The organism is Phaeodactylibacter xiamenensis, assembly GCF_000759025.1.
Classification (GTDB): domain Bacteria; phylum Bacteroidota; class Bacteroidia; order Chitinophagales; family Saprospiraceae; genus Phaeodactylibacter; species Phaeodactylibacter xiamenensis.
Window position 1 is genome coordinate 14,634 of the sequence record NZ_JPOS01000022.1, and the last position, 12,703, is coordinate 27,336.

Consider the following 12,703-nt stretch of genomic DNA (forward strand, 5'->3'; position numbering starts at 1 on the left):
GTGTAAAGTCCAAACAAGCTCCAAATCAACACCACGCTATGAGGATGTTAATACCCCCTTTTCCGCACCTACAGATATTGATAAATATTATCATGATTGGGCTTTTTTGGGCAGGCTCGCAAATTTTTATGAATTTAAATGCCCAGGATACGCCTGTCGACCCGGCACTGTTGGAAGGGGCCTGGCAGGTCGACCTCAGGCCCGCACCGGATGCACAACCCTACTGGCAAACGCTTGTTATTAAAGAGCCTGGGGACAACACCTTTTCCGGCAGTTTTTACGGGTCAAAATTTAAAAAAGGGCTCTTGAATACGCAGTGGGCAGACTTGCACTTAGCTTTTGAGACCCGCGACCGGAACAATACGTACTACCACGTCGCCCGCTTCGATGGCAAGATGCTGCGCGGGCAAACCTACTGCCCCCAACGGAAGTTTATCGCACCCTGGACAGCCACAAGAACTCAAACAAAAATCCATCCGGATGAACCCTAGATACACTTTTTGGAGGCGTCAAATGCTGGGCGTTTCGGTGTACGAATACTTTGTCGTCCTGGGGCTGTACCTCTTTTTCGCCTTCAGTTACCACCTGACGCTGTGGCTCAACGGTATGGACTTCAGGAAGGAAGGAGAAAGCCTGTTCAGCTTAAAGGAGTTTATGGACAATGCCGGGTTGCAGTATCTGTGCATGGCCCTGCTTACCCTGCCCATTTGGTGGGTGGTCTTCCGGGGGCTGAAGCACTGGGAACTGAAATACCGGCTGTTGTTGCATCTGCCTGGGCTGCCCCTTTTCGTACTGGCAGGCTGGAAGGGCTACTACTGGCTGGCAGAGCAGTTGGGGTTCGGGCACCTGGGGGGCTGGGGGCAGGTGTGGGACATTTACATCCCGGCGCTGTTCTACTTTATTCAGTTTGGTATCTTCCACGGGTACGAATACTACCGCAACAATCAGCGTAACCTTCAGCTCAAAGCGGCGCTCAGTGAAGCAGCACTGAAGAGCGAGCTGGCGGCACTCAAGGCGCAGCTTAATCCCCATTTTTTGTACAATACGTTCAACGCCATCAGCGCTTCCGTACCACCAGAGCAGGAGCAGACGCGGGAGATGATCGCGCAACTGGCTGACCTGTTCCGGTATCAGCTTAAAGCCTCCAAAACAGAGCAGGTCGCCCTGGGAGAAGAACTGGGCTTTGTAGAAAAGTACCTGGCACTGGAGAAAGCCCGCTTTGAAGACCGCCTGCAGGTTGTGGTAGATGTACCGGAGGCATTGCGGGAACGGAAAGTCCCTCCGATGATCCTGCAACCTCTGGTGGAAAATTCCATCAGGCATGGTATCTCCAACCTTATTGAGGGTGGGCAGGTCCTCATCCGCATCCGGCTACAGGGCGAGCGGTTAGCCTTTGAAGTCTCTGATACCGGTACAGGGGTTCAGGAAAAAGCCCACCTGTTCCGCAATGGAGGTGTAGGGCTCAAGAATACCCGCCTGCGGCTGGAAAAGCAATACAACAGTCACCTGAAGATTAGCGATAATCAGCCCCGCGGCCTAAAAATCGAATTTGTAATATGAAGAAGGTCGTTTTAGTAGACGATGAACCTGCCGGCCGGAAGCTTATTCAGCAATATCTGAAAGCATATCCGGAACTCGTTTTGGTTGGAAAAGCCAATAACGGCGTGGACGCCATCAAAGTGATTAATGAATTTCAGCCGGACCTGCTCTTCCTGGATGTTCAGATGCCGGGCATGAATGGCTTTGAGGTGCTTACCCATTTGGAAGAAATTCCGCAGATCATTTTTTCCACTGCTTATGATCAGTACGCCCTCAAAGCTTTTGAAGTGCACGCGGTGGACTACCTGCTCAAGCCCTACACCAAAGAGCGTTTTCATGAAGCCGTTCAGCGGGTACTGCAATCCGAAAGCCAAACGGAGGCGGGGCGCCTCACCGAAAGCCTGCTCGAAGAAAAACAAACCTATCCTGAGCGCATCCTTGTGCAATCCGGGCGCCGGTTGATCAACCTGGCCGTGCAGCGCATCATCCGTGTTGAAGCCGATGGCGATTACTCCCGCCTGATTACCGGAGAGCAGACTTACCTCAGCAATTACGGTATCGGAAAAATTGAGGACCGGCTTGATCCGAAAGTTTTTATTCGCGTCCACCGTTCCTCCATTATCAATATCCACTACGTTGAGAGCGTCGACAAGTACGCCAGCAGCTATGATGTGAAAATGCAGAACGGGGATGTCGTTCGGGTAAGCCGCGGGTATATGGATAAGATAAAGGCGCTAACGTTTTAGGTGCGGGCTGCGAGTTCTTCCACTGTACCCACTGCTTTTCCTTTGGACCAGACCTGAGACTTAAGGTTTCATTAGGGAAATATTGCTTCGCCGACCGCTTGGGGCCCGTACAGTGATAAAAATACAGCCCCGGACATTGACACTTGCCAACATCCGGGGCTGCTCATTCGGTCCGATAAAGGTAGCCAATTACTCCCCGGTCCCAATCGGCCGCTGAGGTGTGTACGGTGCACCCGCTTCATCCAGTGCTTTCTCAATAGCTTTAACCTCCACCTCAGTCAGCTGTCGCATACGCTTGAGGATGGGCTGTGCCTCTTCCTTTACAATTGCGAGGGCATCGCGCTGTGTTTGCGTGGGCGCAGAGGTGGAGCCCCACATTTCGTAAGTCAGCCAGCCCAGACGGTCCATAATGCCCATAGGCGTGCCCTGATCGAGCTCGGAGGCGATGCGGTCGCCGTTCAGGTCGGTTTTCAGGGCTTGGAGTTCCTGACCGGCCTTCAGGACGCGGGCACGTAGTTCCTCCCCGGCGTTTGGTGTAAGAAAGAGGGCGTGGCGGATGGCCTCCAAACGCTCTTCGGTTTCCCGCAGGCGGGTCGCTGCCCCGTCGAGGCGGCGGTTGGTCTCCTGCACTTCAGCCTGGAAGTTGAGGAGCTTCTCCTGTGGCTCAGCGGGTAGGGTTACACCGCCCAGGCTCTTCAGCTTGAAGGGCTGTGGGCCGGCCAGCTCAGTTTGGTCACTGCCTTTCACCTGATAAAGGGCAACGAGATAGTCACCGGGCGCAGCCAGTACGCCGGAGTCATCATTAGGAGAGCCGGGGCGACGAATGGGCGATACATCCGGCATGCGGCCGTCCCAGGTTATGCGGTGTACCCCTTTGCTGACGGAGGCCTTGAGTTGCCGCTTCACTTCCTTTGTTTTGGCGTCCATGATGGCAAACAGGAGATAGGCATCTTCCTCTTCCCGCTCGGCTTTTAGCTCCTCGTAGGTGGGGTAGCGGATGGGCTCGCCCTCTTTAATCTTTTCCTTTTCGTCCTTTTGGCGCTTAGCCTTTAGGGTCTCTGCGCTTTCCTTGATGTAGTAAGTGAAGGTCGCGCCGATGGGCGGGTTCTCAGCCATATAATAGCTTGCTCCCTGAAAGCCTCGGCCGGAGTAGCCCAGCGGGTCGCGCTCAATGTAGACGAGCCCGTCTTTAATGGGGAAAATGTGGGCATCTGCCTCCAGTTGCTCCTCACTGATTTGGCGCAAAGGCGAGTAGTCATCCAGCACGTAGAAGCCTCGGCCGAAGGTGGCCAACACGAGGTCGTTTTCCCGTTTTTGGATGGTCATATCCCGAACCGCAATAGTTGGTAAGCCAGCACTCAGTTTTTTCCAGTGCTCCCCACCGTCCGGGCTGAAGAAACAGCTGAACTCAGTGCCGACGAACAGCAAACGGGCATCCACATGGTCTTCGGCCAGGCTGTAAGCAGAGCCACGCTCGGGCAGGTTATTGCTGATGGAGGTCCAGGTGCGGCCTTTATCGGTACTCTTGAAGACGTAGGGCTTGAAGTCGCCGTATTTGTGGTGGTTGAAGGCAGCGTAGACGACGTTCTCATCGTGCTGGGAAGCCAGCAGGGCATTGACGTAAGTGCGCTCAGGCGCCCCTTTGATATTGTTGACATCAATTTGAGCCCAGTTTTGCCCGCCATCTTCAGAAATCTGTATCAGCCCGTCATCGGTGCCCACGTATAGCAAGTCTTCATTGAGCGGGCTTTCTGAGAAAGCGACGATGGTGCCATAGGGAGAGGTGCTGGCGTTTTTCGCTACCGCGTCAATGCTTTGTATGCGGCCCATGACCGGCAGGGTATTGCGGTCGAGCTGACGGGTGAGGTCATCGCCCAGGGTGGTCCAGGAATTACCGCGGTCGTCACTTCGGAACAGCTTATTGGCAGCAAAGTACAGGCGGGTGGGCTTGTGGTGGGAAATCATCAGTGGGGCATCCCAGTTCCAGCGGAAAGCATCTTCGCCCTTGGCTGGCTTCGGTTGAATACCGGTCTCTTCTCCGCTCGCCCGGTCGTAGCGCACGAGCACGCCGTACTGCGACTGTGCGTAGACGATGTCGGGGTTTTCCGGGTCGATAGCTGATTCAAAGCCATCGCCGCCGTGGGTGACAAACCAGTCGCTGTTGGTGATGCCGTTGCTGTTGCGGGTGCGGCTTGGGCCGCCCAGGCTGAAGTTGTCCTGTGTGCCGCCGTAGACGTTGTAGAAGGGCAGGTCGTTATCGACTTCCACCTTGTAAAATTGCGTGACGGGCAGGTTGGGTTTGTAATTCCAGGTTTTGCCGGCGTCAAAGCTTTCGTAAATACCGCCGTCGCAGCCCACCAGGTAGTAGTTGGGCTGTTCAGGGTCGATCCACATGCAGTGATTGTCGACGTGTTTGTTGGGCTCGCCCACTCGCTGAAAGCTGTTGCCGCCATCATCGGTATAGTGCATGTAGGTATCCATGGCGAAGACCGTCTCCGGGTCGGTGGGGTGGGCGACGATTTCGGAGTAATAATTGCCCCGTGTGAAGTAGCTGTCTTTTTTGCTCCAGCTGGCTCCGCGGTTGTCAGAGCGGTAGAAGCCGCTGCCGCTCCCCGCTGCTTCCACCATAGCATAGAGATACTCCGGGTTGGCGGGAGAAATGGCCAGGCCAATGCGGCCGATATCGCCAGAGGGCAAGCCCTTGTTGGCTTTGCTCCAGTTTTGTCCGCCGTCTGTGGTTTTGTAAATGCCGCTGCCCGGGCCGCCGCCAACATAGGTGAACACGTGCCGCCGCCGCTGCAGGGCTGCCGCATACAGTACATCCGGGTCACGTGGGTCCATAATTAAATCGGTTGCGCCGGTGTGCTCGTCCAGTTCCAGAACGAGCGCCCAGTTTTGTCCGCCATCGGTGGTTTTGTAGACGCCGCGTTCGCCCCCGCTGCTCCAGAGCGGGCCGATTGCCGCTACGTAGACGGTACGGGAATCGCGTGGGTCTACGATAATTTTGCCGATATGCTCAGATTCCTTGAGCCCCATGTGCTGCCAGCTGCGGCCGCCATCCTCAGACTTGTAAACGCCATCGCCGTAGGCTACGGAGCGTTGGTTGTTGTTTTCGCCTGTGCCCACCCATACGACGTTCGGGTTATTGGGGTCTAGCGTGATGCAGCCAATAGAGTAGGAGCCCTGACCGTCAAATATGGGCTCGTAGGTGGTGCCTGCATTCTCCGTTTTCCAAACGCCGCCGGAGGAGGAGGCTACGTAATAAGCGGCCCGGTTGTCCGGATGTACGGCAAAGTCGGAAATCCGGCCGGAAGTCAGGGCCGGGCCGATGGAGCGGAACTTCAGCCCGCCGAGAGCCGCTGATTCCAGGTAGTGCTTTTCTTGTTCTTTTTCGTCTTTTCCTTTTTTCTGGGCATGCAGTGGGGCTGCCAGCAGCAAGGTTAGGGCAAAGAGCAGGGAAAGTGCTTTTTTCATCTTGTTTCAGGTTGGTTTGGAAAGAATTACAAAGTAAGAGGTTTTGCCACCCCCACCAAAAAATGATCATAAATTGGACTTTTGTGTGACCAACCGGAGCTTGTTGCGTCCTAACGATCAGAATGAACAACAGAGCGCTAGTTACTATGAGAAAGCGCGATAATCCCAAAAAACAATGCCCGGTGTGACTAGTCATACCGGGTATTCTTTTTAGAAGCAGAGGCAGAAAGTGAGGATAGCGCCCTATATTTGCGAGTGGCTGGTACGCCAACAAAACGAAGCAATCATGGACCTGTTTACTATCCTCACCATCCTGATCGTTGTAGCTGCTATCTTCGGTTACATCAACGTGCGTTTTCTAAAGCTGCCTGTCACTATCGGGCTGATGATCATTTCTCTGGGGTTCTCCCTGCTTACGATGGGTGTCAGTCAGTTTTATCCGGCATTATTTGAGATGGAGAAAAGCCTTGTGGAGCAGATTGATTTCCACAAAGTGCTTATGGAAGGTATGTTGAGCTTTTTGCTTTTTGCCGGTGCCCTGCATGTTGATTTCAGGTCTCTGAGTAGCATGCGCTGGCCGATACTCCTGTTTGCTACGCTTGGGGTCATCACCTCGACTTTTTTAGTGGGAGCGCTTTCGTTTTTCCTTTTCAATGCGCTCGGTATCTCCATTTCTTTTCTCCACTGCCTGCTCTTTGGAGCGCTGATTTCCCCTACGGATCCAATCGCCGTATTGGGTATCCTCAAACAGGCAGGCGTGCCCAAAAGTCTGGAGACTAAAATTGTTGGCGAGAGCCTCTTCAATGATGGCATTGGTGTGGTGGTGTTTATTACGATATACCAGCTTGCCCAATCAGGTGCCGGGCAGTTTGATGCCGGAGAAGTAGCTTTCCTGTTCCTGGAAGAAGTCGGGGGAGGTATTGCGCTTGGCTTAGGGCTGGGCTATCTTGCCTATTATATGATGCGGACAATTGACGACTACGAGGTCGAGGTTTTGGTCACACTCGCTATGGTCATGGGGGGCTATTTACTGGCTAGCGCGTTGCATTTTTCCGGGCCACTGGCCATGGTGGTTGCCGGGCTGATGGTTGGGCACGAACGGTTCCGGACGTCTTCCATGTCAGAACAGACAGAACGCTATGTGGATAAGTTCTGGGAGCTTATGGACGTACTTTTTAATGCCGTATTATTCGTTCTGATCGGGCTGGAGATTGTCATTTTGCAATTCGATCAACAATATGTAGTTGCTGGTTTGATCGCTATACCTATGGTCTTGTTGTGCCGGGCTATGGCTCTGGCCACACCTATTGCCCTTTTCCGTAGCCGGCTGAATTTTTTCCCTAAGACCAACCTGATTATGACTTGGGGCGGGCTCAGGGGCGGCATATCTATTGCGCTTGCCCTGTCACTTTCCGAGTATATGAGCCGGACACCGATTCTCACTATTACCTATATTGTGGTTGTCTTCTCCATTATTGTTCAGGGCCTTACTGTTGGAAGGCTCGTTAAGAATGTTCAGGGAGAGCACGGCTAGGCCCCACGCCCAAAGCAGCAACCTTTTATTTTAAGCCGCTTTAGGACAAACCTATAAGTCAAGGCCACTTTTAAATTTTTTTGAAAAAGTTGTCAGGAGACTGGATTTACATCTAAACTTTTAATATATTTGTATTATCTCGATGTTTGAATAGGCAAACCGAGATCCTTTTCTTCCCCATAATGTAAGTTCCTTACAAACACATTCTTCCCCACACAGCAGCACTAAGTCGGATTAAATACCTATGCCCCAAACATAAAAACAGCGGGAGTGGCTTGCCTTTCCGCAAAAAAACTTAGTAATCCATGAGAATGCGAGTGCCCCCGAACAGAGGTAGTGCCTGAGAAGCACACAGCGACGACCACTTTAAAAAGATGACCTAAACACTTGCAGCCTAACCCAAGCTGTAAGCGGTACTATTGCTACAAAAAGCAAGTACTGGTAATTGCACAGAAACATGAGAATTAGCATACTATCACTAGTATTCTTGCTGTTGATTAGTACCCTTAGCTATACACAGCAGGCAACGCCTTTAAAACTTCAGTCCGTATCGCTTACCGCAGATGCGGTTACTTCCCTTAGCAATCGGGCCCGGGCAGCTCAATCATGGCAGGAATACACTTTTCAGGGCGAGACGTTTTTGATCGTTCAATTTGCAGAGCTTCCTTCTATAGAGGAGCGTAAGCATTGGGAAGGGCAGGGCTTGCGCTTTATCCAATATCTGCCTGACCGGTCCTATCTGGTGGGTTTGTCCGGTCCGTTATCCCCATCTGACTTACCTTTTCCCATTTTGCTGCCTATGCTGGGCACTTTCAAAATAGCCGGGAGTTGTGCTACTGCCATTAACCGGAGCAGTGGGACTGTAAACATCTCAGTACATCCTATGCCCGGCCTTGATGCCAGGGCGCTGCTGTCAGGGCTCCCTGCAGCTTTCAAACCTGAAAAGCACCAAAAGGGCTTTCTGGAAGGCATCGTGGAAGTGGAGGCCATTCCTGCCATAGCTGCCCATCCTGGCGTTTGGTTGATAGAGGAGGCTGAGCAGTCTCCTGTTCCGGAGGGGCTTCAAAACGGAGCTGTAGTTGGGGCGCCAATTGTGCACAATATTACGGAAGGCGCATTCACTGGTGAAAACGTAGTTATTGGTATTGCTGACGATGGAAATGTATTCCATAAAGACCTCAAAAACCGGCTGATTGTAGACCTGAGTGATGACTTTGGGACCAGCCACGGGGAAATGACCACAAGTATTGCTGCCGGAGCCGGCAATCTGCTGCCCGAAGCGCAGGGCCTGGCTCCTGCCGCCAAGATCCACCTGAGCTTTATACTGGATTACCTGCACCACGAAGCGGCAGTAGAAAACTACAATCAGCACCGGGTGACCATCACTTCTACCTCCTACGGTGACGGGTGTGGGGGCTTTTACAGTTCCAAAGCAGCTGCACTTGACGATCAGATGCATTTCTTTCCAGTGCTCATGCACTGTTTTTCAGCAGGCAACGCAGGGGGGAGCACTTGCAGCGAGGTCTACGGGCTTGTTGAATTCGATCACACTGCGCCTTTTGCTAACCTGACTGGGGGGCGGAAGGCCGGGAAAAATGGCATCACAGTTGGGAATGTGGATACAGATGGAATCCTGGCCCAGAGCAGCAGCGTTGGCCCGGCAGAAGATGGCCGCCTCAAGCCAGACATCGTTGCTGTAGGTCAAAATGCTATCGCCAACGGCCCTGCCAACGGCTACATTACAGCCAGCGGTACCTCCGCCTCCGCTCCGGTGATTGCAGGCATCCTTGCCCGGCTGACACAGGCCTATCGTATGCTTTTTGGCGGGCAGGATCCACCTTCGGCCCTTCTGAAGGCGGCTCTTTTGAATGGAGCGAGAGATATCGGCCGGCCCGGGCCCGATTTTCAGCATGGCTGGGGGCTGGCTGATGCAGGGGTTGCTTTGGAAATGGTTCAGAACCAGCAGTTTTATTCCACTAAGCTGAGCCATGGAGGAGAACGTACCTTTTCTCTGGTCGTTCCGGAGGGTGCATCAGCGGTAAAGGTGATGGCAGTTTGGCACGATGTAGCCGGTGCTCCGATCGCAGAAAAGGCTCTGGTTAATGACCTTGACCTCCGGGTTCTGGGACCGGAAGGGCAACTGTACCATCCTCTGGTCTTATCGAGCTATCCTCATCCTGACAGCCTGACGGCTAATGCAAAACCAGGGGTTGACCGCTTAAATAATGTGGAGCAAGTGGTGATTAAGGACCCGGCTCCCGGCAACTACACGATTAAACTTAAAGGGCACCTCGTTCCGGAGGGGCCACAATCTGCATTCATCGTCTACCGGTTTGAATCCGCAGGCCTGGATATCCGCCACCCTGTTTCGCAAACAACGGTAGCACCCGGCGATCAGCTCAAAGTAGTTTGGGACAGAACTGATGTTACAGGTCCGCTTGCACTGGCTTACCGAAAAGCAGGATCGGGTGGCTGGACCACGATTGCGGCCAATCTTTCGGGGCACAGCTGGCTTTACAATTGGACAGTACCGGCAGGCTTGTCTGGTGCATATCAGGTCCGGTTAAGTAACGCTCAGTCCAGCAGTGTATCAGCGCCATTTACCATTTTGGGCAAACCGGGGTTCTTTATTGAACAAACGGGTATTCACAAAGCTACTATGCACTGGGCACCAGTGGAAGGCGCTACGGCTTATGAGGTGTTTGCGCTTGGAGAACAATACATGGAGCCTATAGGCGAAACGAGCCAGACGGCTTTTGAGTTTTCAATTCCGCAGGGTAGCGGGAACTGGTTTAGCGTACGTGCTAAGACCACTGAAGGTAGCGCAGGGCCAAGGGCTAAAGCTCATTTTTACCGCCAATCGGTTTGCAATAACCAAGCAGTGCTCAAACTTTTCCTGGATGATAAGCCTGGAGAAACCACCTGGGCTTTGGTAGATGAAGCTGGACAAGATTTGATGATAGCCGGGCCCTATCCGGACTACCTGGCGGGAGAACTTATAGAAGTCCCAATTTGTCTGCCGGATGGCTGCTTTACGCTTTCTGTGCGAGATAGCGGCAACGATGGGCTTTGTTGTGAAGACGGTGAGGGAAAATACGAACTCTTTAATGAGCAGGGGCACATGCTGGCTGAAGGCAGCCACTTTGGTGGCAATGGCACGGCTTATTTTTGCATGGAGTCCAATTACCCTGCCTTACAGGCCTTTACTACAGCAGTAGAATCGGTCAGTTGTAATGGCGCAACGGATGGCTGGGCAGTTGCTTATCCTCATGGAGGCTCTGGCAATTATACCTTCCATTGGAGCACTGGTGCCACTTCCCAGCAAATAACAGGTTTGCCGGCAGGCACCTACACCGTTACCATTTCTGACCAGATCACCAGCGTAACATCCGGTTTAGTCATATCAGAACCAGGCCCTTTAAGTGCTGTGATTGCTACTGAGGATTCCGGTTGTGGCACGGTAAGCACCGGCATGGCCAGCGCCATGGTTTCCGGAGGTACAGCACCTTATTATTATTATTGGAGTACCGGTGATACGGGCAAGGAATTGCAACAAATTCCAGCAGGGAGCTATTCTGTCACAGTGCAGGATAGCAAAGGGTGCTCCGTAGCAGCAACTGCACAGGTTTTGGATGCCAGTCCTTTGGCGTTGTATCTGGCTGGAGATGCGCCAGCTTGTGCAGATGAAGAAAATGGGGCTGCTTTCGCTTCTGTGGTTGGAGGATACCCTCCCTACCAGTATGAGTGGAGCAATGGCAGCAACTTATCCACAGCAACCAGCCTTGCCCCGGGGAATTACCAGCTAACAGTCACAGATGTGCTGGGCTGTACGGCAACCGGGCAAATCGAACTGGACAGCCCGCCGCAGATTGGGGCCAATATTACCTATACGGACACCCTGAATCACCTGGAGGTATCGGTTTTCGGGGGTGTCCCTCCGTATAGTTTCCAATGGTCAGATGGTTCTACCGCTTCTACGATGACCATTAGTGAAAGCGAAGTGTACCAATTGACGATTACCGATGCCAATGGTTGCCAGCGTATCTTCAGTGAAGAGGTTTCTTCGGAAGCACCGGAGCATTGTCAACCGTCTGTAAGCAATAATGCTTACAACTGGATAGAGGCGGTTCAGGTAGATACGATGGTCAGGCAGACTGGTCAGAATGCAACAACGTATGAATCTTTTGTGGATGCAGCAGGCATGATGATGTCAGTACGGGTTGGTCAGCTATGCAACGTATCACTTTCGGCTGGCTTTCAGGGCGGTACCTTGCCCGTTTTCTGGCGTGTATGGATAGACCTGAATGAAGATGGGGACTTTGAAGATCAGGGAGAGCGGGTTTTTCACTCCGGTCAGCAAAACACAGCAGAGCTTTCCTTTCTGCTTCAATTGCCTGCGGCGCTGTCGCCCGGTCTGAAGACTATGCGTGTTAGTCAGAGCTTTCTCGCACCACCGGAGCCCTGTGGGGTGACCCTCTATGGAGAAACCGAAGACTATTTACTCCGGGTCGTTAGTCCGTTTGAATATTGTATGTCGACCGGGCAGAGCACTTCTCAGGAATGGATTGAGGGGGTACAAATAGGAGGATTAGGCCATATTTCCGGCAATGATGGAGGGTATGGGAATCACACCCATCTGTCACATACGGTAAGCCCCGGTATGTCATTACCAATGACCCTTACGCCCGGGTATAGTGCTGCTCCAATGGTAGAGTTTTGGAGTGTGTGGGCAGACTTCAACCGTGATGGGATTTTTAATCATGACAACGAATTGGTCTATCAATCCGGCCCGGCAGTAGGCCCGGTCAGTGGCATGCTGGAAATACCAGAATCTACTATGCCCGGCCCGCTTTTGGTAAGGGTGCAGATGCGCTGGAATGCTTTGTTGAATCCCTGTGGCACTTTTACCTGGGGAGAAGTGGAGGACTATCAGTTGATGCTGGAGCCGGGTACCGGTTTGAGAAGTACCGGTAATGGGCCTTCCTTCCTGCAGAACAAGGCCGGGGAGGTTACGCATCAGTCAGGAGCCTTGAAAGTATGGCCGGTACCTGCGGCCGGTACGCTGCATTACGCTTTTGTACAGGAAGAAGAGGGGGCTGTCGAAGCCTTGCTTTTCGACGGGTTAGGGCGGACCGTGTTTCGGGACTTACCGGAAGATGGCCGCGGTATTCAGCAGTTCCAGATGTCTCTTCATCAGGTGCCCCCGGGTTTATATCAACTGCAAGTGAGAGCAGGAGGAAAAGTAATGACGCAAAATATCATCAAACAGTGATGGGAAGGAATTGTCAGTTGTACGGCAAAATATTTGAATTAGATAAATATATCGGCTATGTCACAATTTAAACATGTTCAGGATTTGACTTATAAGTTATATTCACATAACTTTGTAAGGCATAATATGATCTGACCA

The 12,703-nt window shown here is 52.6% G+C and carries 6 protein-coding genes; 5 read left to right on the plus strand and 1 reads right to left on the minus strand.

The annotated features are described in order from the left end of the window. Nucleotides 1-128 precede the first annotated feature (128 nt). Genes IX84_RS10575 through IX84_RS10585 form a run of 3 tightly spaced genes read left to right on the plus strand, consistent with a single transcriptional unit; the run spans nucleotide 129 to nucleotide 2,285 of the window. Nucleotides 129-491 carry a hypothetical protein gene (locus tag IX84_RS10575; RefSeq protein WP_152604989.1) on the plus strand — a complete coding sequence of 121 codons (363 nt, stop codon included), beginning with the start codon at nucleotides 129-131 and terminating at the stop codon, nucleotides 489-491. Next, complete coding sequence (locus IX84_RS10580) at nucleotides 481-1,560, plus strand: sensor histidine kinase (protein WP_044219905.1); 1,080 nt, start codon at nucleotides 481-483, stop codon at nucleotides 1,558-1,560. The genes IX84_RS10575 and IX84_RS10580 overlap by 11 nt, the downstream gene beginning before the upstream one ends. After that, on the plus strand, nucleotides 1,557-2,285 hold the full coding sequence (locus IX84_RS10585) for a LytR/AlgR family response regulator transcription factor (RefSeq protein WP_044219907.1): 729 nt from the start codon (nucleotides 1,557-1,559) through the stop codon (nucleotides 2,283-2,285). Before IX84_RS10580 ends, IX84_RS10585 begins: the two co-directional genes overlap by 4 nt. Nucleotides 2,286-2,474: 189 nt before the next feature. Here IX84_RS10585 and IX84_RS10590 read toward each other — a convergent pair whose 3' ends face one another. Further along, nucleotides 2,475-5,759 (minus strand): VPS10 domain-containing protein, encoded by a 3,285-nt coding sequence (locus IX84_RS10590; RefSeq protein ID WP_044219910.1) that lies wholly within the window; start codon nucleotides 5,757-5,759, stop codon nucleotides 2,475-2,477. A gap of 286 nt (nucleotides 5,760-6,045) precedes the next feature. Between IX84_RS10590 and IX84_RS10595 the strand changes: the two genes are divergently transcribed. After that, nucleotides 6,046-7,293: a cation:proton antiporter gene (locus IX84_RS10595; RefSeq protein ID WP_044219912.1), complete on the plus strand. Its 1,248-nt coding sequence runs from the start codon at nucleotides 6,046-6,048 to the stop codon at nucleotides 7,291-7,293. Between the two features lie 457 nt (nucleotides 7,294-7,750). Then, nucleotides 7,751-12,565: a GEVED domain-containing protein gene (locus tag IX84_RS30920; protein WP_081968701.1), complete on the plus strand. Its 4,815-nt coding sequence runs from the start codon at nucleotides 7,751-7,753 to the stop codon at nucleotides 12,563-12,565. Nucleotides 12,566-12,703 lie beyond the last annotated feature (138 nt).